This window comes from Pedobacter aquatilis (assembly GCF_030409415.1).
GTDB lineage: Bacteria > Bacteroidota > Bacteroidia > Sphingobacteriales > Sphingobacteriaceae > Pedobacter > Pedobacter aquatilis.
On sequence record NZ_JAUFPW010000012.1, the window covers coordinates 248684 to 272880 of the forward strand.

Below are 24197 nucleotides of genomic sequence, written 5' to 3' on the forward strand. Positions count from 1 at the left end.
GTATATCTTTTTTATAACTATATTTATGAAAATATGATTATGAAAAGATTTATTATGATGCTTGGCGTAATTTTGCGAACAAACGGATTGTTGGCGCAGCAAGATTTGAGTCCGCATTACCAGAAAAATCTGGAATCCATTATCTTATCTGTCTCCCTAAAACCAAATAGCCAGATCACATTCAGATATTTCGAGGACTATTATCGGGAAATTTCTTACCGGAATCCAGGTAAAAGAGATAGTATTATTAGCAAGAGGCTAAATGTGAAAAACCCCACGCTGTTAGAATACAACAGCATGCTAATGGATCCTGCCGGACCTGTAGAACGATCTTACCCTTTGCTATTAGTTCCTGGCGATACTGTTATGCTAAAAACAGGAATGAATGCAGGAATCCTAATTCAATCTAGTACAGGACTAGAACAGTTTGCCGATAGTATAATTTATTTTCCGAAAAGTTATCACTGGTCATATGATGAAGATGCGAAATTTTTAAAAACAGAAGGAGTGAATAAAATGGTTGAAAAAATTGATGATCGGTTTGAAAAAAATGAAGCATCGATTAAAAATACTGGTTATGATTACGCTCATTTAGCAGCGCTTAAATATCTGAATGCAAACATTAAATACATTTCAATCTCGAAATTACTTTCAGACAAACATCTTACATTTTCAAAGCTTACTGATAGCCTTTATAAAGATTTATACAATCATGCAGGCGAAATCAATTCTGTAAGTACCGTTAATAACCTTCAAACTAGCAACAGTATTATTAGATATAATTCAGTCCGGCAAAATCAGGAACTCGCCAATAGTGATATTTGGTCATGGATAGTCGGAGCAGATATTCAGCTCAAACAAACAGATTTTTATCGAAACTACCTGACCTTTTTACTGGCGCAAACTTTTAAGCAGTTACCTGCGGATCTGCCCAAATTAACTCAGGCGCTTGACCTCATTAAGGAAGAAGTTCCTGCGATTGATACCCTGTTTCAGGTTTCAAATATACTAAAGGAGACATATATAGATTTTCCCACTGCCAGAAAAAGACTCAGATCATTCGCTAACGGTCGATACAGTTTTATTATTGACAGTGATGAAAAGTCAGCAAACCGTGAACTCAAGAACATCAAGAATTTATCAGCAGTTGTTCTGACGGATTTTTCGGGAAATAAAACTGATTTCAAATCCCTCATAACAAACGGGAAAGCCAGACTCACTGTGATAGACTTTTGGGCTAGTTGGTGTATCCCCTGTATTGCCGAAATCCCTTTTATGAAGATAGTTGAACAGAAATTAAAGGGGAAGCCTGTAAGATTTATGGCTGTTAGCATAGATCAAAATAATGAAGTTGGAAAGTGGATAGAGGCAGCCAAAAAAAATCAGATTTTCAAACAGCCTTTTCAATATAGATTGGCCGATTTTAAAAAATCAGCTTTGACACAATTGATAAATCTCCAAACGATTCCGCGTTATGTAGTGATAGACTACTTAGGAAATATACTAACTGATGATTTTTTGAGGCCAAGCAATCCTCAATTCGAAATCCGATTGAATAAGTTCCTAGCTAATCTTACTGATCGGAAACAAACAATAAAATAAGTGCTTTCTAGGATGCTTCGCTGCCTTATACTAAAAATATAACGAATAACCTTTAATTTTCACAATTCTTAAACGAATGTAATCCATTGCTAATGCAAAAAAAAAACGCAGGAATAGGGGAGCAAATTATTATCTACTGCAAAAATAGTGGGGATTATGAACTATTGAGGGATAGCTCAATAACGGTTTGTATATGACCACTACCATCGTCGGCAGTAGATTTTATTTACCTTTTTTATGATTATACATCGTAATTTCATAAATGGTTTCTCTATCATTTGTAATTAGAGCCATGGAAATAAGGGAATCAAGTGCATATGTCAAAGCTCGTACTGTAGTGTCCGCTGAATACTTTGCAGAAAGAGGCTGGAAAGTTGCAGAAGGCAAAAATAATGCAATTCTGATTTATATTCCTTCTGATCAATCTTGCGAATATAGCTATGAGGATTTTGCAGGAATTATTGGTGAATCAGATTATCATATCATTGAGACCGGCCTTAAGATGAGCTTTGTGGTTTACATGTTTTTTCTCAATGGAAGATTGTATAAAAAGGTAGAGGTACTCCCACTTCATGAATATGATATCTATACCGACTAGACTTATGCTGCCTTTATATTATAAGACGAGCAAAGTCACTTATGCTTTTCGTTAGCCCATAAACCGCTGTTTTTAGCAATGCAAATGATGCATATGCGGAGCTAATAACTAGACAGCGCAAATAACGTTCTAGGCACATGCGAAATGAAGTTTTCAAATACTGAGCTCACGATAGATAAAATCTACACTGCGGAATTACATTGTAAGCTTGTTATGTGTCGCTAGGAGAGGCTGAAAATTTCTCACAGGTGGATTGTAACTTTCTTTTACAAGCAAAAACCTACCGATTATATAATATTAGGGTGCCAAAAATTTTTACGCCTGCAAATACATATTCTTGAAAGGAAAGTAAGTTCATGAGAAAATTCGCATGAACCTTTAAAATTTGCCAGACTCTCTTTGTCATTTAAGTGAGTGAACTACACATTCAAATCGCTGCAATAAAAAAAGCTACCCTTAAAAAGGCAGCTCTCATTAATCATGATTAATTTACTTATTTTGCTAAAGCCATTGCATTTTGATCTGCTTCCAACGCTTGAGAAGCATAAGATACAGATTTAAGACTGGCGAAGTCAGCTAATTTTACATTTTTCATATTACTGGCAATCATTGTACTTTCACCGGAAGTACCACTTAATTTTAACACCGCGTCATCCTTAACGATGGTATATAAACTGCCTGCAGTTGTTTTGATTTTCGCTGTAGCACTCTGACCCAAAAATAACTGAAGGTTTATTACATCAAAATTATTATTAGTTACTACAACTGATTGGCCGTAAGCTTCAATCCTTTCCAAATCTTTTACAGTAATGTTAAGCGTCACCTGACTTGTTTCTAATGAATTAATAAATAAGGTTTTCCCATCAGTTGAAATCGAGGTTTTTTTAGCATCGTAGTTGCTGGTACCCTCTACAGTTTGATTGTCGCCCTGCGTTAAAATAACTTTTACATTTCCACTTACCCAGATTCTTTCAAACTTTGCCAGTGGAGAGGTTTTTGTTTCGGAGTTGATTGGCTCAGCGGCATATGTTGCCACCATTGATGAAGTTAATAATACTGCGGTTAAAGCTGCTGCGAATATTGTTTTTGCTATAGTTTTCATAACTTTTTTATTTTAGGTTTTGCTATTGTTTGTTATTAAGACGCCGCCACTTAGCAAACGTTGCAGGCAAAAGCTATGTATTATACTAGTAACATTAAGCTCTAGACCAACGCCTGTAATATCTCGACGAACGCCTACCTCGTTTTCCTGTGTCACAATAATTTCCAGAATAAACACTGTAATCTTTAATGGTTCAAACCTTAGGTTGACAACAAGCAATTTATCTTTGAATAGAATGATTAGCTTTAAAATCTTGGTTTTTTTTCGCCTCCGTATTGTTTAATTTTTTAATTATATGTAGCATGTGATATTTTGGAAACATAACAATGCTGATTATTGGTTTGGTGCTTTTGATAGCTCAATTTAAATCCCAGGCCCAGCTTTTACAGACTTCTTCGCAGACCCTCACGTCAATGAAAACCCTGACCTATACCGATATCGTTCAAACCAGATTTTTCTTCCAAGAAGGCTTTAATGCTGATACACTACGTTCGCCAATTTACCAGATAAACTCTGGACGTCTAACAGCAGGCAGTTTCTTCTGACAGGAAACAATAAATCGTATGCTTTTGATGGAAACAGAATGGTTACCTTATATTTTAAAGATAGTACCTATGCTGTTCAAAAGGAAAGTGTCACTGGCCAGCATACCAGAACATTAATCCTCCTCAGCATAGCCCAGGCAGTTATTTTTTGATAAAATACTATCGATTATATTAAAAATCCCTACCAACATTTTAATTACTATTTGAGAATTACACCGTCAAATAAATCTCAGAAATATGGCCTTGCCTATCATTGCACTCCATTATCTCCTCAACCGCACAGCTAACGCATGCTTTTAAAATACAAACATTGGATAAAATAGTATTAACATTTCATCCTTTTCAAGGCTACTTTTGATATATAAAATGCATCAGCGAATCTTAAATTAGTGGTGCACTAACCAAACATTATATGAGAAATACTCCAGTTTTGATTCAGGACCACTACAACTTCCAAATTCCAGTTTCAACCCTTACTACTTTAACCAAACAAGTAATAAACGACTAAGATGAAGCTGCACCTAATCGATATTTTAATCCTGGTCTTTTATTTAGTGATGATGGTCTTCATTGGCTGGTATTACCGCAATAAAGCCCGATTAAACAAAGAAAGCTACCTGATGGGCGGCAAAAAATTGCCTTGGTATATGCTCGGCTTAAGTGATGCTTCGGACATGTTCGATATCAGCGGAACCATGTGGATGGTATCGCTTTGCTTTGTTTATGGACTTAAAAGCATCTGGATTCCTTGGCTGTGGCCTGTTTTCAATCAGGTATTCAACATGATGTTTCTTGCCAAATGGTTAAGACGATCAAATGCTGACACTGGTGCGGAGTGGTTAGCTACACGTTTTGGCTTAAAGGGCCGCGGTGTTAAGGCATCACATAACGTTACGGTCGTTTTCGCCCTGATTGGCTGCCTGGGGTTTTTAGCTTACGGTTTTATCGGACTTGGTAAATTTGTCGAAATTTTCATGCCATGGAACATCGTGGAGCCCTATATTCCCTATAATGTCAGCGCACAATATGTTCCCCACTTTTATGGTATTTTGTTCACCTTATTTGCAACTTTTTATTCCATACTCGGGGGAATGCATAGTATCGTATTGGGAGATGTGATCAAATACATCATCATGACCATAGGCTGTATTGCCATTGGTTATATAGCCTTTACTCACCTGCAAAGCCAGTCCATTCAGACCCCGAAGGGCTGGGCGAATCCTTTTTTTGGATGGAAACTTGAGCTGGATTGGTCAAATATTGTGGCTGATGCCAATAAAAAGATTGCCGATGACGGTTACGGTTTATTTGGCTTATTCTTTATGATGATGCTATTTAAAGGTGTCTTTGCAAGTCTGGCCGGGCCCGCACCAAACTATGACATGCAAAAAGTACTTTCAACTAGTTCTCCCAAAGACGCCTCGAAAATGACAGGTTTTGTTTCTATAATACTTCTTCCTGTCCGATATACTATGGTTATCGGGCTTACAGTACTAGCACTATTATATTACAAACAACTGGATTTAAGTTCACCAACAGGAACTGATTTTGAGCGGATACTGCCAGCAGCCATCAATTCATTTTTGCCAGTAGGCGTGTTGGGTATTGTACTCACCGGTCTTATGGGTGCCTTTATGGGGACTTTTTCAGGAACTTTAAATGCCGCTCAAGCTTACATCGTAAACGACATTTATCTTAAATACGTCAAGCCTGAAGCGTCTACCAAGCAAATCATGACTATGAATTATCTAACCGGACTAGTGGTGGTTGTAGTGGGGGTATTTCTGGGTTTTTTTGCCAGAGACGTCAATAGCATTTTGCAATGGATCGTTTCAGGTCTATATGGCGGCTATATTGCGGCGAATATGCTTAAGTGGTATTGGTGGAGATTCAACGCAAACGGCTTTTTCTGGGGCATGCTTGCAGGTATCGCTGGTGCTTTGGTCTTCTCTCACTTCTTCAGTGGTATTGAATTCCTTTATTACTTCCCGGTACTGTTCATCATTTCCATCATTGGCGCTTTGGCAGGAACCTTTAGCGCTCCTCCAACAGATGATCAGGTTTTAAAGAGCTTTTATCGCACAGTTAAGCCTTGGGGGTTCTGGAAACCTGTTCATGAACTGGTGGTAGCCGAAAGCCCTGAATTCAAGGCAAACAATCGCTTCAAGCTTGACATGTTCAATGTCGCCCTGGGGATTGTAGCTCAACTCTGCCTGACCGTGCTACCGATGTATTTTATCCTTTGGATGAAAATACCATTAATCATCACCATCACACTTATTGCCATAATTGCAGTGATATTGAAACGCACCTGGTGGAATAAATTAGAAAATTAGATTTTAGACTTTAACATAAGATGAATTTTAACAGCAGACTGGAAAAGATAATAGCGCAATATGAATCGCTCATCCGTCAAAAAAACGAAGCAATAGAGTACACTAATGGTATTTTTCAGCGTTACCTAAATCCAGTGCTTACCGCCGGCCACGCGCCTTATAAATGGAAGTACGATTTGGATGAGAACAGTAACCCGCTTTTATTGGAACGGATCGGCATCAACGCAGTATTCAACTCGGCGGCCATCAAATTTGAAGGTAAATACGTGCTGATGGCAAGAGTGGAAGGCAGTGATAGGAAATCTTTTTTTGCTATCGCCGAAAGTGATAACGGGATCGATAACTTCAGATTTTGGGATAGACCAGCTATCATTCCACACCTCGAAGGGGAAACGAATTTATATGATATGCGCCTTGTTCAACACGAAGATGGATGGATTTATGGTGTGTTTTGTACCGAAAGCCGTGATGCTTCGGCTTCTGAAGCAGATCAATCTTCTGCTGTTGCGCAATGTGGGATCGTTCGTACCAAGGACCTCATTCATTGGGATAGATTAGCGGATTTCAAAACCCACTCCGCTCAGCAGCGAAATGTAGTTTTGCATCCAGAATTTGTGAATGGTAAATATGCATTCTATACCCGTCCACAGGATAGCTTCATTGAGGCAGGTAAAGGCGGAGGTATTGCATTTGGGCTTGCAGATGATATTGAGCATGCAACAGTTGATGTGGAAACTGTCATCGATAAGAGAATATACCATACAATTTACGAGGCTAAAAATGGTCTTGGCCCAGCTCCGATAAAAACCGAAAAGGGCTGGTTGCAGATGGCGCATGGAGTTCGTAATACTGCCGCCGGTCTTCGTTATGTTTTGTATTTATTTTTGAGCGATGCAAATGATCTTACCAAAGTCACTCACAAGCCTGCAGGTTATTTTCTCGCACCAGAGGGCGAGGAGCGGGTAGGGGATGTGTCAAATGTTGTTTTTTGCAACGGCTGGATAGCAGATGATGACGGAAAGGTATTTATTTATTACGCATCTTCAGATACAAGAATGCACGTGGCGACCTCCAGCATTGATAGCTTGTTGGATTATACCATGAATAGTCCACAGGATGGATTTACCAGCGCCGCATCAGTACAACAAATTTGCAAAATGGTTGAAAAAAATGAACAATTGGAATTAATTGAAAAACGTTAGTAATTTCTTTAATTTATAAGAAGTTCGTTATTAAAACATTAAGATAGGTTAAAATACTATCAGCTTAAAGTTAGCTTGCAAAGGCTGTTAGTCAATTAGCCGAAATGAATTTTATAACTGGTTTAGCGGTTGGAGGGCCCTTGATAAAATGGGTCCTCTTTTTTTTCTTTTTTTGCAAATTACCATTCAGATAATAGGTAGGATAAAAGATGTTATCAGTCTAATATTGTATCTATGGGGCTGAGACTTTTTATCAGCTAAAAAAATAATTTGCCAAATTCCGCAATAAAATACCGCGCCATTAGTGCTGCTAAAATCGATTCAAGCCACTAAAGAGATAATGCTAGAAAGCGCTTGACTTCGAATTTTATCTATACGAATTATACCACATTTTGTTAAAATACCATTAATTAACAGGCAATATGTTAACTAATATTGCTTATACAATTTGCACCCTGCAAATCAACTAACCAAAATAATCTTTATGAAAAGTTTTTTACACACAACAGCGGTGTGCCTAACCTTTTTACTAGCCTTTACTTACCAACTCTTTGCCCAGCAAAGAAACATAAAAGGCGTAGTCAACGACGATAGTGGCCAACCCTTGCCTGGCGTTTCGGTGATGATAAAAGGTACCCAGCAAGGCACCTCAACAAACGGGGAAGGGCAATATTCCCTAAATGTATCTTCATCCTCTGCCATCCTGATTTTTAGGGCCGTGGGTTACGCAACACGTGAACTAGAAGCCAGCAGTTCAACAATCAATGTATCACTAAAATCAACTACCGGCGATTTGGATGAAGTTGTGGTAAAAGGATTTGGAGCCCAGCAGAAAAAAATAACCGTAACGGGTTCGGTCTCTACCATTGGCGGAAAAGAACTGGTATCTACCTCTGTATCCAATATATCCAATATGCTTATCGGTAATGCTCCGGGCGTGTCAGGTTTGCAACAAAGTGGAGAGCCTGGTCGCAATAATGCAGCCATTAATATCCGTGGAGTATCCACTTATGCTGGGTCAACAGATCCGCTTATCGTAATTGACGGAGTGCCAGAACCGCCTGAGCAGACCTACTCGAGGTTAAACTCAATGGATGCCAATGAAATTGAAAGTATTAATATTCTCAAAGATGCATCTTCCACTGCAGTGTATGGCGTAAGGGGTGCAAACGGTGTTATTATCGTGACCACAAAAAGAGGTAAACTTGGTAAGCCTGTTTTAAGCGCATCAACTAATTTCGGATTCACCACAGCAGCCAACTTGCCGAAGAATGTAAGCTCCTATGATTTCGCTTTAATGCGCAATGAGGCGATTCGAACCGAGCAGAGCACTTATGGCGTGTCTGCTTACAATGATTACCTTTTCGATAGCAACGACTTATGGAAGTTTGCCAACAACCGCGACTATACCCCGGCTGAAGTCGCGAATTATCCAGGGCTCACCAGTGCCCAGAGGGATGCGCTGAACGCCAGTCCTGCGCTGTATTATTCTAGTCGCGATCTCTTTAAAGATCAGTTTGGTGGTAAGGGTCCACAGCAACAGTTTAACTTAAACATTGCGGGGGGTACTGAAAAAGTAAAGTATTATACCTCATTAGGATATTTTTCACAAGGCTCCATCCTTCAGAATACAGATTACTATGGCGCAAATACAAAATCAACCTATGAACGCTACAACTTTTTATCCAACTTTGACATCAACGCTGTAAAAAACCTGGCCATCTCGGTTAATCTATCCGGACAGTTCGGCACCATTGTTGGACCTGGTATCGATGGCGGAACTTCGCTCACTGACCGCTACAAAATTATTATGCAATACCTTTATGATACCAATGCCATGATGGCGCCAGGTATTATAGACAATAAACTCATCAACAGTATTGCCGGTAACCCAGGTACCGCATCGAATCCACTGGGACGTAAAATTGGAAGCTTACTGGGTAACCAGAATTCTATTAGAAACTTACTTGCCAGCGGAACAGAAACCACATATGATTCAAGATTAACCGGACGCATCGGGGCCAAATATACTATGGACTATTTAACTAAGGGTCTATCCCTTAGGGCTAATGTGAATTATGAAAACAATTACTCAAAAGCAACCACTTACCGGGTAACTCTTCCGGAGTTTTCTGTTCGCCGCAATCCAGTTGATCCAAATATACTTGATTTTTTTGGTGGGGAGCGTACCTCTTCAGGTACGTTTAATCCTAACCCCAATCATAATAGCGTGAACCGTACTTTCTATGTGGATGCAGGGATTGATTATGCGCGTAGCTTTGGCAACCATAGCGTTACGGCCCTTGTGCTTGCAAATGCACAAAAATATTATCTGCCTATAGATAATTTTAACACCCCGTCAGGAAATATGGGGCTTGTAGGTAATGTGGCCTATAACTACAAAGAGCGTTACCTGGCAGAAATCAGCGTTGGGTACAATGGTACTGAACAGTTCGCTGAAGATAAAAGGTTCGGCCTTTTTCCTGCATATTCAGTGGGATGGGTCGCTTCAAATGAATCCTTCTTTCCTAAAAACGACTGGATAACTTTCTTAAAATTCCGGGGCTCATATGGACTGAGCGGCTATGATAAAATTGGTGGCGACCGCTATGTATATCTTCCCAGTACTTTTGTGATCAATCAGCCAGGGTATTATTTTGGCAATAGTGACGGGTCAACCCCAAATACGCTAACTACTGGAACAAATGAAAGTAAACTTGGTAACCCGGCGGTAACCTGGGAAGAGGAAACCAAAAGAAACTTAGGCCTGGAGGCGAAATTTTTCAAAAATAAACTCTCGTTAATCATTGAAGGGTTTAAAAATGACAGGACCAATATTTTCACCCAGCCTGGTACCATCCCGGCAAGTTATGGAGTGGCAGCAGCGAACGTACCCAGAGCAAACCTGGGCATCATGAACAACAAAGGTTATGAAGTAAGCTTAGGCTGGTCAGAAACCAGGGGACAGGTTGGTTATAACATCAACGCTTACCTGAGTTATGCAAAAAATAAAATCGTTTACAATGCCGAGGCCCTCAACCCATACCCTTGGATGAATACCTCAGGTTATAGTTTTGGTCAGTACAAAGGCTTTGTATCTGATGGTTTTTACAATACCCAGGCAGAACTTAACAACCGCCCTGTATTAACTTATAATGGCAATCAGGCTGCCCTTGGAGATATCCGCTATAAAGACATTAATGGTGATGGTCTAATAGATGCATCAGATAGGGTTCCTATAGGATACACCAACCGGGCATTGTATGATTTTAGCCTGAAAACCGGCATCAATTATAAGGGCTTTGATTTAAACGTACTTTTCATTGGCAAAAGCAAAGGTTCATTTAATATCAATAACGGAATGAATCACCCATTTGTGAAAAATGCAGGAAACGCATTCCAATGGCAGTTTGATGGTAGATGGACCCCTGAGAAGGTTGCCAATGGAGAGAAGATAACTTTTCCAAGAGCTACCATCGCAGGTTCAGCCAGTGAGGCAAATAATTACCAGAATTCTGATTTCTGGTTAGTCTCTACCGCTTTCAAGAAGTTAAAAAATATAGAACTCGGTTATACTTTCAATACTTACGGATTCATGAAAAAAGCCCGCATCAGTTCCCTTAGGATTTATGCAAATGGCAATAACCTTTTCACTTGGGACAATGATTTTGATGAGATTGACCCTGAGCAGACCGATAGCGGAACTTCTTACCTTTTCCCGCTAACCAGGGCTTTCGTTTTCGGCGCCAATATTCGTTTTTAAACCTGATTATCAAAAAATATGAAAAAGATAATTTATTTCATCTCCGCAATAATAGGCGCAAGTGGCCTTTATTCTTGCCAGAAAGAATTTTTAGAAAAACCTGAAACTACAGGGAATACGACTATAGAGACGGTTTTCGCTTCCTCTGTTGAGGCTACCAAGGCGCTCGCCAATGCCTACAGGACTTCTCTTTGTCAGGGCCTTTTTGATAATGGTGGCACCAATATCGGAAACGGCACACTGTCTGGCATTTCTGGCGAGGCCATGCCTGGAGAAAGCTGGGCAGATATTTATGCTGCTTATAGTTTAGCAGGACTTACCTCAGAACGCAGTACCGATAACTTTGCGAATAACTTTGTAGCCATCAGGCGTAACTATATTATTTCTGAAAACATTGATAAAGTGCCTGATATGGATGGGGCCACAAAAGCTTACGTAAAAGCTGAAATGGCTGGCTTAACCGCCTACCGTTATATGGGCATGTTCATCCGTTATGGCGGTGTGCCGATTGTGAATAAAACCTTTATCTCTTCAGATGATTTAGCTGTTCCTAGAGCTACCCTGCAGGCAACCCTTGATAACATTATTCAGCTAAGCGATGCCGCTTACGCCGGGCTTCCAGATAGCTGGCCGGATAAGTCTGTGGGCAGGTTGACTAAAGGCGCGGCACTGGCGATAAAAGCCAGAGCATTGCAATATGCTGCAAGACCCTTATTTAATTCAGCAACACCTTATCTAAGTTTAGGGGCAAACAACAATATGATATGTTTTGGTAACGTAAGCCAGCAAAGGTGGACGGATGCAGTTACCGCCAACGAAGCGGTCATTGCCTGGGGAAAAAGCCATGCTACCGACATTATCAATAGCGGAGGCGGTACAAATACGCCTAACCCTAATGCACTTGATGACTACGGAACTGCAACCTCAACACCCAATAATAAAGAAGTATTACTGGCCTATAAAGTGGATAATAATGCCAATAATGTTAAAATGTTCAAATTCTATATTCCTGTCCGAGGATCTTCAGGAAGAGGGGGCACTGACATTAACAACGAAAGATATCTCACTGATAATGCAGGCATGATCACAAATTTTCTTCGCATTTATTATAAAGCAGATGGTACTGATCAGGACTGGCCAAAGGTTGGAGATCCGGCAAGACCCTATACTGACTATAATACACGCATGCAGCAGATGGAGCCAAGATTTAAGGCAGACAATTATGCGCATGGAATTGATGCATGGAATAACCCTGGAAACTCAGTCTGGTCATATGATAACATCAATTCAGGTGTGAATATCTCAGGATCCGGAAAAGGCGATGCACAGAGCACCAAATTTTATTACAAGGCAGGCACCCGTTCCTGGTTTGAGTGGCCACTGTTCCGTATGTCTGAATTCTACCTGAATTTAGCCGAAGCTTATAATGAACTGGGTAATACGGCTAAAGCCCTTCAAAACTTAAATATTGTCCACAACAGAGCAGGTCTTCCAAGTATTACCGAAACCGAGCAGTCTAGGCTTCGCCTGTTAATACAGCGGGAATGGAGCATAGAGTTTTATAAAGAAAACCGCAGGTATTTCGATGTTAAACATTGGAAACGTTCTGATATCGCTAGCGGCGTGATTGGCGGGCAGTATGAGGAATTCAGGTTTACTTTCGCACCTGGCAAAAGCAATCCTGCCATAACCTCTGATATTTTATCCTACACCAATAACAATACTTTGAGTCCGTACTGGAACGCAAAGATGTATTTAGAACCCATTCCACTTTCGGAGATTAATAAACGCATACTGGTGCAAAACCCAGGTTATTAAACGCTGAAAACAAACTAAGTAATTACAGGAAATATGACTAACCAATATATAAAAAGCACTGTTCTTTCCGCCTGCCTGCTCCTGGGCACAGCGATGAATGTTGCCGCACAAGATAAGAGCTTAAGTGATAGCGCGGCAAGGGATACCGCGCGCATAGAGCCGGGGAGACTGCTTAATATCAAAAAAACTAACTCAACAGCTGCCGTCTCCTCTGTGAGCGGTGAGGCTTTGTATCAAACCCCGACCATGAATTTAACCAACACACTATACGGCAGGTTGAATGGCTTGAGCGTCAACCTTGGCTCCGGTGAGCCAGGTTATGATAACGCGGCGCTTGGCATCAGAGGCGTGGGATCGCTGTCCTCGAGCTCTGCTGGTGGCTATAATACCTACAAAGTATTTGTTGACGGCTTTGAAACCAATCTCAATTACCTCGCTTACCTCTCCGCTGCAGAGATTGAAAGCATCTCTATTTTAAAAGATGCAGCAGCGCTCGCCACCTTCGGGATGCGCGGGGCTAATGGGGTGATTTATGTAACCACAAAAAGAGGAAAAATTGGTAAGCCAACAATTTCTTTTCAGGTAAGGACCGGCATTCAGAAAGCTATCAATATCAATAAGCCCCTCGATGCTTTCGGCTATGCTAGCCTGTATAATCAGGCCATCAGTAACGACAGGGGCAGGGTCTGGTCCCCTCTTTATTCGCCGGCACAGTTGCAGGGCTACAGAAACGGCACGGGAACCAATGTTGATTGGTTTGCTGAGGTGTTAAAAAACCATGCGCCATATACTGATGGTGACCTGAGTTTTACCGGGGGGGATGATAATGCCAGGTACAATATTGTGCTGGATTACGCCAACCAACAAGCTTTATATAATGTCAAGCAAACCGATGCCACCTCGAATTCGATGGTGAAACGTTATAATTTGAGATCAAACTTGGACTTTAAAATGTTTGACATATTTGAAGCGAAGGTAGATATTGGCGCTAGGATTGAAGACCGTAAAGCGCCAAACTATAGCGGAGCGAGTCTGTGGCAAAACCTTTCGCGTTATCCATCCAATATTTATCAGGTAAGGGATGGGGCTACCGGAAATTACTCTGGTACTTCGCTTTTTCCCGATAATCCCGTAGCATCTATCAATTCGCTAGGCTGGTTTTCTTCCCACAGACGCATCCTTCAGGGAAATTTTACACTAAAAGAGCGTCTGGATGAGCTCACACCAGGCTTATATTTAAGCCAGGCCTATTCCTTCAATAGCTATTCACAAAGTAATTACTCCAAAACGGCAGATTATCCCCGCTTCTTTAATGGTCAGCCCGGTGGTCCGACAAATGTACTCACTCCGCTCCGGGCAACGGGCATGATTCCCGGCGGACAGGAAGATTGGAAACAGCTCATGGGTACAATCGGTTATGAGAGAAGTTTTGGAAAACACCAGATTTTATCTGCACTAAATTACCATCAGTCTGATTTTAAAACCGATGGCGGCGTCGACGCTTATATCTACCGTTACCAAAATATCAGTGGACGGGCTAACTATAGCTATGATAATCGTTATGTTGCTGAACTTGGTTTTTCTTATTTCGGCGCTGATGGTTATGCGCCTGGTAACCGGTGGGGATTTTATCCCGCGATTTCTGCCAGCTGGATAGTTTCCAACGAGGCATTCTTAAAAGATAGCAAATCCATCACGCTTTTGAAATTACGCGCATCTGCCGGAAAGACAGGAAGCATGGATTCAGAAACCCAGAATAGCGGACGATTTCTCTATCAGCAGTACTATAATAACAGTGGAACTTTTTACACCGGAAACTCCAGCATCACGGGTAACTCAGGCCTGAATCAGAATATTTTAGCCAATCCCGATATTTTTGCTGAACAAAGCCTAAAATACAACTTTGGGGCAGAAGTGAATTTCTTTAAAAAACTAAGTCTGTCGGCAGATGTATTTTTAGATAAGCGTAGTGGTATCCTTACCCGGGACAATACCATTACCGGAATTTATGGCACTATAAATAGCTTTGCCAATCTTGGAAAAGTGACCAATAAAGGCTTTGAACTTTCTGCCAACTTCTCAGATAAAAAAGGAGATTTTGGTTATGGCGTCTGGGGACAGGTGGCTTACAATAAAAACAAAATCGACTATTTTGCTGAAATTCCCCAGCCATATGAATACAACCAGCAAACCGGGCGATCAATAGCCCAGAATTATGGCCTTGTTTCAAAGGGGTTTTATCAACTCGAAGATTTTAATGCCAATGGTTCTTTAAAAGGTGGCGCGCTACCTGCCTTTGGGCTTGTTCAGCCCGGAGACTTAAAATACCAGGATTTAAACGGGGATAATATTATTGATGAAAAGGACATTACCTCAGTGGGCAAATCCCTATTTCCGGAAATGACCTATTCTTTTGGTGCAAACTTTAGCTATAAAGGTTTTGACTTAAGTGCACTCTTTCAGGGTATTGGCGGTTCATCAGTGAACATTTTAAGTGCTGCCCCTAATCAGATTCAAGCCTTCGTAGGCAATGGAAATGTATTTCCGGTTGCACAAAATGCATGGGCTTATTACCCGGACCAGGGCATTGACACCAGGGCTAGCGCGAATTATCCACGCTTAACCACCGCTGCGAACAATAATAATTACCGCGCGAGTGACTTTTGGGTGAAAAGCAGGGATTTCCTTCGCCTGCGTAACGTAGAATTAGGTTATACTTTTAGTCCGGCTTTTGTTAAAAAGCTTTCGCTTTCTAACCTTCGCTTCTATGTAAATGCTGTCAATCCATTAACCTGGAGCAGGCTGGAAAAAGACTACGGATTAGACCCAGAAACGCTAAGCGCTTATCCAGGCATTAAATCATTCAATACCGGACTGTCGGTTACTTTTTAATTCTAAAAATAAAATGATGAAAATCAGAGCACCATATTTGACCCTCTTTTTCGCTGGCCTGCTTTTAATCAGTGCCTGTAAAAAAGATTTTTTGGATACCAGGATGGATACACTTCCAACACCTGAAACCATTCAGACCACCAGAAGCTCGCTGACTGGCTTTGCGAATGCATTTTATGCACCGATTAGTTTTGCTGTAGGATTTACGACTTTAGATAATAGCTTTTTTGACGCTGCCAGCGATGATGCCCAGCAAACCCTAACCTTTGCCCAAGGGGTGATTCCTTTTAATCAGGCGACCTTGAGTGAGGCTAACCCTTCGACAGAGGCTAACAAGTATTATGCCTGCTATGAAGGTATCCGCGCGGCGAATTTCTTTTTGGATTATTCTAAAAACTGGAAAGCGATGATCAGCCAGAATCGCGATACCCTTACGGATGTGACAAATTATAACCGCGATAAACTCTTCATTAGTGCTTACCGTGGCGAGGCGCATGTTGCAAGGGCCTATTATTATTCTGAACTTATTAAACGCTATGGCGGGGTACCTATTGTTACCAAAACGCTGCAGCAGGCTGGTGGAGACTTAGCAGTGGCAAAATCCAGTTATGATCAGGTGGTGGATTATATTGTCTCGGAAATCGACACCTATAAAGACTCTTTGGTTGTGAGCTGGAAAACTAACGGTTTTTCAGACCAGGATGGACGTTTCTCTAAAGGTTCAGCGCTGGCGATAAAAGCACGTGTACTTTTATACGCGGCAAGTCCTTTACATAACCCATCGAATGATCCCGCCAAATGGGCCAGGGCAGCGGCTGCCGCCAGGGAAATTATCAGTACCCCTGCATTTGGTTACGCGCTTCATACCGGAGGTTACGGGAATTATTTTCAGGGAAATAATTCACTCAGCAGCGCCGAAACTATTCTTGCTATTCGCAGGCCTGCATCCAATGATTTAGAGCGAGCCAATTATCCCATTACAACTACTGGTGGCGCGAGTGGGGTGACCCCATCGCATAATCTTGTGGCCGAGTATGAACTCAAAGGCAGCGCCGATGCTGCCAACATTTATGCGAACCGCGACCCAAGACTTTCAGAAACGGTAGTATTAAATGGCAGCAGTTGGAACGGTCGTACGATTGATCAGTCCCCTGGTGCTGTTGATGATATGGCTAAAACCAATACTTCTCGCACAGGCTATTATTTAAAAAAATTCCTGGCGCCAAATCTGGATTTAGTGAACAATGCCACCGCGCAACATCAGTGGGTAGCCATTCGTTACGCCGAGGTGTTGCTTAATTACGCCGAGGCGATGAATGAGGCTTACGGTCCAGATGGCACAGCACCTGATGCGCCAGCAGGGATGACCTCCAGAACAGCACTCAATATGGTGCGTTCAAGGGTAGGCGTGGCGATGCCAGCAGTTTCGACAGGCGGAAAAGATGCTTTCCGCGCAGCAATCAAGCATGAACGCCGAATTGAGCTGGCCTTTGAAGATCACCGCTACTGGGATCTGCTTCGATGGAACGATGCCGCCACATCATTAAATCAGCCTATCAAGGGGGTTAATGTAAGTAAAAATACAAATGGCAGCTTCAATTATACCATTGTTGATGTCGCTACACGGACCTTCAGGGCTCCGGCGATGTATTACTTGCCATTTCCAAGAGCGGAAGTTGTGCGCTCAAACGGATCAATTACCCAAAACCCAGGTTATTAATATTAAAAGCAATGAAAAAAATATTTTATAATTCCGCCATTTTGCTTGCGCTATGCGCCGTGGCGCTTTTGTTCTCCTGCGAAAAAAACGATCAGGACTTAGATTACGGTGATGCTAAAATTTATATGCCCCAGGGTTTAAGTTCAAACCTTAATTACCTGGTGCCAAAGGGCCTGGATTCTGCTTCTAGGAACTATACTTTGGATGCAAAGACTAACCAGCTCAAGGTGATTCTCGGTGTGGCTAGAAGTGGAAAGACCACTGATGAGGGCTACTCGGTAAATATCAGCACCAGGCCAGATACCATCAACACTTTGATAGCATCAAACCTGCTAACCAATACAGTACTCCTCCCGGACGGACTCTACAGGCTTCCTGGAAGTATTTCCGTGCCTGAGGGGCAAAGTGCAGGCACCTTTTTGCTGAGTATTGATGCCGCCCAGCTAAAATCGGGCTATACCGGAAAAAAAGTAGCGCTTGCGGTAGCGATTTCCTCGCCAAGTAAATTTTCTTTGAGTGCAGTGAACAACAAGGTTATCATAATTATCGACGTGAATGCATTGAAACTTTGATAAAAGACTCGCTTACATCCCTAAAAATTTGAGTAAAAGCAAAAGAAATATAATGATAATCACCATTGCGCTTATTAGCGCGATGGTTTTTTATATTCTTGGTAAGTCTAACCTTAAAACACCGAAACAAAACTTAAATTTTAACGCAGCAGATAATCAGCTTGGGGAGTTGCTGGCTAAAAGATACTGCAGCTCCTGCCATCAATTTGCTGAGCCTAATCTGCTGCCGAAAAACAGCTGGCGAGCTGCAGTGCTTCCAGCAATGGGCATGTTTTTAGGAGTGGAAGCCCCAAGCGTTTCGCTAAAGGCAGAGGGAGGGAATCTCATTCCCTCCAGTCCGCTATTATCCATTAAGGAGTGGCAGGCTATCAAAGGGTATTATATTGATTCCGCCCCGGAAAGATTAGCTGAAGAGGAAAGAAAAGAAATTACGTTTGGCCTTCCATCTTTTGAAGTACTCTTGCCAAAGCAAGATATTTTCTATAGTAAGCTTGCTTTAGCAACTTACGTGAAAATTAGTCCAGAATCAAATCATTGTCTGCTTATCCAAAACGGCATATCAAACCAGTTGTACCAAGTCAATGCCCGGCTAGATACTTTGAAATCTTCAAAGCTGCCAGGGATCTTAGTGGATGTGGATTTATCTGCCAGGCCTAATCTTGCCACTTTCATTGGGGAAAATTATATGGCCAGCCAAAGCAGTGGAGGGCGCGTTTATGAGCTCAGCCCTGCTGCACTTCATCAGCTTTCAGGCAGAAAACCGATATTTTCTTTACTTTCCAGGCCAGTTAAAAGTCTAAAAGTGGACTTAAATGGCGACGGGTTAAAAGATATTTTAATAGGTGAGTTTGGAAGGCTCACTGGTCAGCTCTCATGGGCGCAGGCGAGTAAGAATGGTACTTACAAAAAGCACATTCTGAGACCGATGCCTGGGATAATAGATTTTATGATAACCGATGAGAATGGTGATAATAAAGCGGACATTTATGCTTTATTTGCGCAAGGCGATGAAGGGGTATTTCTGTTTAGAAATCTTGGAAACGGTAAATTCGATACTGAAAAAGTATTAAGCTTCCCCCCGGTTTATGGATCAAGCAGTTTTGAACTTGTTGATTTTAACCAGGACGGCTTTAAAGACCTTTTGTATACCTGCGGGGATAACGCAGACCTCTCTCCGGTACTAAAACCCTACCATGGCATTTATATTTTTTTCGGTAATAAAAAAGGGCAGTTTAGAAAATCATTTTTTTATCCAATGAACGGCTGCTATAAAGCTATTGCCCGCGATTTCGATTTAGACGGGGACTTGGATATCGCTTCCATCAGCGCATTTCCTGCCGCATCGAGCCCTTGGGAAGCGTTCATCTATCTCCAAAATCAGGGGAACTTAGCCTTTAAGGGCTTTACTTTAGCTAAAAATGTACCTTTTCAAAAAGGCCTAACGATGGATAGTGGAGATTTTAACGGGGATGGGAAAATAGACCTTTTACTTGGAAACAAATATTACAGCTCGGATAAAGGTGGCGAAAGTCAGCCCTTATTTGTGCTGCTAAAAAATACTTCGTCGGTAAATAAAAAGACCAAATGAAAACCAACCAGAATTTTTTAAAATCAGCCAGTTCATCTGCAAACCTCAGCGCGGTGGAGACTTATGCACCTGCGCTAGCGAATGCTTTCAAATGGGCTATGAAGCCCATTTTAGCTGCAGACCGGCACATTACAATCCAGGAAGATAAGTCCAGAATTTTACTGAAAGACATTTTTATGCTAAACAACCTTAAATACAGATATGAAACCATCATGATTTTCCAACCACAAAAACCAATGAATAAAATCATGATAGCTTCATAACCATTGAAAATAATTTTATACGGATGAAAAATATATTTACTTTACTCCTTTGCATTAGCCTGAGTTTATTAGCCAGCGGCCAGAAAAAAGTATTGATCTTTTCAAAAACGGCGCGTTACCACCATGAATCAATTGATGCAGGTATTAAAGCGATAAAAAAACTTGGCCTGGTAAACCATTTTTCTGTAGATCAGACTACAGACTCCACCGCACTAAACGAGGAAAATCTAAAGCAATACGCTGCAATAATCTTTTTAAGCCCCTCTGGAAATATTATCGACAGCGCAGAAAAAGCAGCAATGCAAAAATTTATTCGTTCGGGCAAAGGATTCGTTGGTATTCACGCGGCTTCCACGATAGAGAAAAACTGGAGTTGGTATGGAAAGCTTGTTGGCGGGGTATTCACCGGTCACCCCGAGCCTCAAACTGCAACCCTTCACCTGGAGGATAGCAACCATCCCGCTACTAAATTTTTTCCGCCATCCTTTTCCAGAAGAGATGAGTGGTATAACTTTCGGGACTTACAACGCGGGCTGCACGTATTGCTTAGCGTAGATGAAAAAAGCTACAAGGGAGGCGAAAATGGCGCCTATCATCCTATCGCATGGTATCATGAGTTTGAAGGGGGAAGGAGTTTTTATACTGCGCTTGGCCATTTCCCCGAACACTATGAAGACCCTTTATTTTTAAAACACCTGCTCACGGGTATACAGTATGCCTTGCAGGATTAATCCATTTGGTACGATAAAACTTCAATGATGAACAATTCACTACAAATAAAATATTTTACGCTTCTATTCAGCCTGCTACTCATTTTTGTTGAGGCCTTTCAGGCGCCAAAGTCAAAACCAGCCTTGCTTATTTTTTCCAAAACTGCTGGCTGGCACCACAGCTCGATTCCTTCAGCAATTGCTGCAATAAAAAAGATAGCAGAACAAAAAGGATATTGCGTAGATACCACGACAAACGCAGCTTATTTTAATGAACTAAAGCTCTCTGCTTACAACGCTGTAATTTTTAACTCTACAACTGGCAATGTGCTTAACTCAGAACAGCAAACGGCCTTCGAGCGATACATTCAGGCCGGTGGAGGCTATGTAGGCATCCATTCCGCGGCTGATACTGAATACGATTGGAGCTGGTATGGACAACTCACCGGCGCTTATTTTGATTCTCATCCGCATAATCCAAATGTGCGTGAAGCATCCATCCAGGTCAGCGATAAAAGCCATCCGGCAAGCAGCAATTTGCCGGAAAGCTGGACAAGAAGCGATGAGTGGTATAATTACAGGTCTTTCTATCCCGGCATCAAGGTCCTGGCCAGCCTGGATGAGGATAGTTACGATGGGGGAACAAATGGCACCGGACACCCTATCATCTGGTATCATGAATATGATGGCGGACGCGCTTTTTACACCGGCCTGGGACATACCGAAGAAAGTTATTCAGAACCTTTATTTTTAGCTCAGCTTGCCGGCGGCATTGAGTATGCGCTTGGAAATGGGGCTAAGCTAGACTATGCTAAAGCCTACGCCAAACCACTCCCCGAGCAAAACCGCTTTACCAAGACTATCCTGTCTACCAACCTAAATTCCCCGATGGAGCTCGCTGTGAGCGAAGATGGCCGTATATTCTACACTGAACTTTTCGGTAACCTGTATCTCTATAATACCAAAACACATAAAAACACCCTGGTTGAAAAATTAGCGACCACCAATATCGGGGGCACCGGGCTCATCGGCATAACGCTCGATCCTGAATTTGACAAAAACAACTTTATCTATCTTTATTATGCGCCAGCAGGCCAAAGCCAGGAACCTCTTTATTTTAACTTATCCAGGTTTAGCTTGTCAAAAATGAGCGTCTTAGACTTATCGAGCGAAAAAATACTACTGCGTGTCCCGGTAGAAAAAAATAGCGGCTCCCACCATGGCGGCTCGCTCGCCTTCGATAAGGAGGGAAATTTATACCTTTCAACGGGTGATAGCAGCAGCCCTTTTTCTTCTGAAGGTTACGCTCCGCTGGATGAGCGCCCGGGTGAAGTTAATTTTAGCGGCGATGCTCAACGCAGCGCGGGGAACACCAATGATTTCAAGGGAAAAATTTTGCGCATACACCCCCAGGCTTATGGAACCTACAGCATTCCACAAGGTAATTTGTTCAAGCCCGGGACACCAAAAACAAAGCCTGAAATTTACGTGATGGGAACCAGAAACCCCTACCGAATTGCGCTGAATCCAAAATCCTCGACCCTTTATTGGGGCGACATTGGCCCGGATTCGGGTCAGGAAAGCGAGCGGGGCCCAATGGGCTTTGATGAGGTGAATCAGGCTAAGTCCGCGGGCAACTACGGATGGCCCTATTTTGCTGGCGATAATCAGGCCTATGCGCATTGGGACTTTGCAAAAAAGACGGCCGGAGGAAAATTTGACCCTGAAAAACCAGTCAACCATTCACCAAACAATACCGGACTAAGCCAGCTGCCGCCGGCCAGGCCTGCGATGATCTGGTATCCATACCTTGCTTCCAAAGAATTTCCCGAACTTGGACTTGGAGGCAGATGCATCATAGGCGGAACTTTCTATAGCTATAAGCAAACTGGCGCTGTAAACCGCTTTCCGGAGTATTATGATGGAAAATTTTTTATTGCCGACTGGATGCGGAATTGGGTATTCGCCTTGAGTTTTGATGAAAAAGAAAACTATGTGCGAAATGAGCCTTTTATGGCGGCCAATGGAAATTTTAAAAGGCCCATTGATATGGCTTTTTCCAGCGATGGTATACTCTACATGCTCGAATATGGCTCTGTATATGGAGCGGCCAATGCGGATGCTTCCCTGGTGAAAATTGAATATAACACCGGAAACCGCTCGCCTGTTGCCAAAGCAGAAATTGTAAATGAAAAAGAGCACCAGCGGTTGGACAAAACAGTATTTTTAACTTCCGAGCGAAAAAAATTCCCCTCCCATCGCAGCATTGCAGGTAAAGCGCCACTACTGGTAAACTTTCGTGGGCAAAAAAGCTATGACTTGGATGACGATGAGCAGCTTAGCTACCAGTGGCAATTTGAGGGCAAGGTTGTAGCGTCCAATAAAATTAACCCTGTATATACCTATAAAAAGCCAGGTACCTTTAAGGCTATTTTAACGGTTCTTGATAAAAGCGGCGCCAGCGCAAAAGACACTTTAATCATAAAAGTCGGTAATACCCCGCCAGTGGTCTCTATTTCTAGCGCTGAGAATAAATCATTTTTCTGGGCTGATAAACACTTTACTTACGCCATCCAGGCCAGTGATAAGGAAGATCTAAAAATTGCACCTAAGCGGTTGAAGGCTTTTTACACATATCTTTCGGCAGGTCAAAAAAATCAATCCGAGCAGCCCAGTTATTCAGGTAAAGCGCTAATGGCGGCCAGCGATTGTAAGTCCTGCCATCTGGCAAATGCTAAGGCCATAGGACCAAGTTACTTTGATATCGCCGCCCGCTATAGTTCCCAAAACGGCTCGGTAGAAAAACTTGCGAAAAAAATTATCAAAGGGGGTGGGGGAAGCTGGGGGCAAACAAGCGTGATGAGCGCCCACCCGCAACTTTCCACCAGCGATGCAAAAGAAATCGTAGCCTATATTTTCTCCATGCCGCAGGAGAAAACCGCCCAGCGCATCGCGCTTGCCAAAACGGGCACACTGAAGTTAAATTCAATTAAAGACGAGCCTGAAGGTGGATACCTGTTTCAAGTAAGCTATACAGATGGTGGAAGAAAGCCTATTGGGCCGCTTTCCAGCACTGAAGAATTTTTCTTAAGAAGCCCTGTTCTCAACCCTGCGCTGGCGGATGCTCATGTGGGGTTTGAGCGTTTCCGCAATAGCCTATCTGAGGGAGATAATAAGGCTTATATTTTATTAAAACAGACGGACCTGAATGGAATTAAAAATTTCACATTTAATTATGCCTCCACTATGGATGGAGAAATCGAGGTTAGGCGGGATTCGCGTGCAGGACCCTTAATCGCAAAAATCCGCTACAGTTCAACCGGCTCGTTTGATAAATATGCTGATATCATAAGTCCAATCAACTCGCCAGTCGAAGGTAGACACGACTTGTATTTTATTATGCGGCGCAGACAAAGTCCATATAAAGGAATTATAAAGCTTAGCAGGATAACTTTTGGAAGATAATTCTTTTTGTTGTATCATTTA

At 42.0% G+C, this 24197-nt stretch carries 14 protein-coding genes; 13 read left to right on the top strand and 1 reads right to left on the bottom strand.

From position 1 onward, the window contains the following. Positions 1-39: 39 nt before the first annotated feature. Complete coding sequence (locus QWY86_RS05150) at positions 40-1602, top strand: TlpA family protein disulfide reductase (RefSeq protein ID WP_290239466.1); 1563 nt, start codon at positions 40-42, stop codon at positions 1600-1602. Positions 1603-1894: 292 nt separating this feature from the next. Next, entirely contained in the window at positions 1895-2200 is a 306-nt protein-coding gene (locus QWY86_RS05155) for a hypothetical protein (protein ID WP_290239468.1), read from the top strand. Between the two features lie 493 nt (positions 2201-2693). Here the strand turns inward: QWY86_RS05155 and QWY86_RS05160 are convergent, their stop codons facing one another. Further along, complete coding sequence (locus QWY86_RS05160) at positions 2694-3302, bottom strand: GIN domain-containing protein (protein ID WP_290239470.1); 609 nt, start codon at positions 3300-3302, stop codon at positions 2694-2696. A gap of 1054 nt (positions 3303-4356) precedes the next feature. Between QWY86_RS05160 and QWY86_RS05165 the strand changes: the two genes are divergently transcribed. From QWY86_RS05165 to QWY86_RS05215, 11 genes are all read left to right on the top strand, one after another. Beyond that, a complete protein-coding gene (locus QWY86_RS05165) occupies positions 4357-6183 on the top strand; it encodes a sodium:solute symporter family protein (protein WP_290239471.1) in 1827 nt (608 codons plus the stop codon). A gap of 20 nt (positions 6184-6203) precedes the next feature. Next, complete coding sequence (locus QWY86_RS05170) at positions 6204-7385, top strand: glycoside hydrolase family 130 protein (protein WP_290239473.1); 1182 nt, start codon at positions 6204-6206, stop codon at positions 7383-7385. Between the two features lie 484 nt (positions 7386-7869). Further along, positions 7870-11148 carry a SusC/RagA family TonB-linked outer membrane protein gene (locus QWY86_RS05175; protein ID WP_290239475.1) on the top strand — a complete coding sequence of 1093 codons (3279 nt, stop codon included), beginning with the start codon at positions 7870-7872 and terminating at the stop codon, positions 11146-11148. 18 nt (positions 11149-11166) lie between these two features. Beyond that, on the top strand, positions 11167-12966 hold the full coding sequence (locus tag QWY86_RS05180; protein ID WP_290239477.1) for a RagB/SusD family nutrient uptake outer membrane protein: 1800 nt from the start codon (positions 11167-11169) through the stop codon (positions 12964-12966). Positions 12967-12999: 33 nt separating this feature from the next. Then, the gene (locus tag QWY86_RS05185; RefSeq protein ID WP_290239480.1) at positions 13000-15858 is read left to right on the top strand and encodes a SusC/RagA family TonB-linked outer membrane protein; all 2859 of its coding nucleotides are present in this window, start codon (positions 13000-13002) and stop codon (positions 15856-15858) included. A gap of 13 nt (positions 15859-15871) precedes the next feature. Beyond that, positions 15872-17578 carry a RagB/SusD family nutrient uptake outer membrane protein gene (locus QWY86_RS05190; protein WP_290239482.1) on the top strand — a complete coding sequence of 569 codons (1707 nt, stop codon included), beginning with the start codon at positions 15872-15874 and terminating at the stop codon, positions 17576-17578. Between the two features lie 41 nt (positions 17579-17619). Then, positions 17620-18150 (top strand): hypothetical protein, encoded by a 531-nt coding sequence (locus tag QWY86_RS05195; protein WP_290239484.1) that lies wholly within the window; start codon positions 17620-17622, stop codon positions 18148-18150. Between the two features lie 52 nt (positions 18151-18202). Next, the gene (locus tag QWY86_RS05200) at positions 18203-19738 is read left to right on the top strand and encodes an FG-GAP repeat domain-containing protein (protein ID WP_290239485.1); all 1536 of its coding nucleotides are present in this window, start codon (positions 18203-18205) and stop codon (positions 19736-19738) included. Continuing rightward, positions 19735-20001 (top strand): hypothetical protein, encoded by a 267-nt coding sequence (locus QWY86_RS05205; protein ID WP_290239487.1) that lies wholly within the window; start codon positions 19735-19737, stop codon positions 19999-20001. The genes QWY86_RS05200 and QWY86_RS05205 overlap by 4 nt, the downstream gene beginning before the upstream one ends. A gap of 23 nt (positions 20002-20024) precedes the next feature. Beyond that, on the top strand, positions 20025-20732 hold the full coding sequence (locus QWY86_RS05210; RefSeq protein WP_290239489.1) for a ThuA domain-containing protein: 708 nt from the start codon (positions 20025-20027) through the stop codon (positions 20730-20732). A 24-nt stretch (positions 20733-20756) separates the two neighbouring features. Further along, positions 20757-24176 (top strand): ThuA domain-containing protein, encoded by a 3420-nt coding sequence (locus QWY86_RS05215; protein ID WP_290239492.1) that lies wholly within the window; start codon positions 20757-20759, stop codon positions 24174-24176. The last annotated feature ends 21 nt before the right edge of the window (positions 24177-24197 follow it).

Coding starts and splice junctions, on each gene's coding strand:
- QWY86_RS05155 (WP_290239468.1), top strand. CDS start 1,895: ATGGAAATAAGGGAATCAAGTGCATATGTCAAAGCTCGTACTGTAGTG.
- QWY86_RS05215 (WP_290239492.1), top strand. CDS start 20,757: ATGATGAACAATTCACTACAAATAAAATATTTTACGCTTCTATTCAGC.
- QWY86_RS05180 (WP_290239477.1), top strand. CDS start 11,167: ATGAAAAAGATAATTTATTTCATCTCCGCAATAATAGGCGCAAGTGGC.
- QWY86_RS05200 (WP_290239485.1), top strand. CDS start 18,203: ATGATAATCACCATTGCGCTTATTAGCGCGATGGTTTTTTATATTCTT.
- QWY86_RS05150 (WP_290239466.1), top strand. CDS start 40: ATGAAAAGATTTATTATGATGCTTGGCGTAATTTTGCGAACAAACGGA.
- QWY86_RS05205 (WP_290239487.1), top strand. CDS start 19,735: ATGAAAACCAACCAGAATTTTTTAAAATCAGCCAGTTCATCTGCAAAC.
- QWY86_RS05160 (WP_290239470.1), bottom strand. CDS start 3,302: ATGAAAACTATAGCAAAAACAATATTCGCAGCAGCTTTAACCGCAGTA.
- QWY86_RS05165 (WP_290239471.1), top strand. CDS start 4,357: ATGAAGCTGCACCTAATCGATATTTTAATCCTGGTCTTTTATTTAGTG.
- QWY86_RS05190 (WP_290239482.1), top strand. CDS start 15,872: ATGATGAAAATCAGAGCACCATATTTGACCCTCTTTTTCGCTGGCCTG.
- QWY86_RS05175 (WP_290239475.1), top strand. CDS start 7,870: ATGAAAAGTTTTTTACACACAACAGCGGTGTGCCTAACCTTTTTACTA.
- QWY86_RS05185 (WP_290239480.1), top strand. CDS start 13,000: ATGACTAACCAATATATAAAAAGCACTGTTCTTTCCGCCTGCCTGCTC.
- QWY86_RS05170 (WP_290239473.1), top strand. CDS start 6,204: ATGAATTTTAACAGCAGACTGGAAAAGATAATAGCGCAATATGAATCG.
- QWY86_RS05210 (WP_290239489.1), top strand. CDS start 20,025: ATGAAAAATATATTTACTTTACTCCTTTGCATTAGCCTGAGTTTATTA.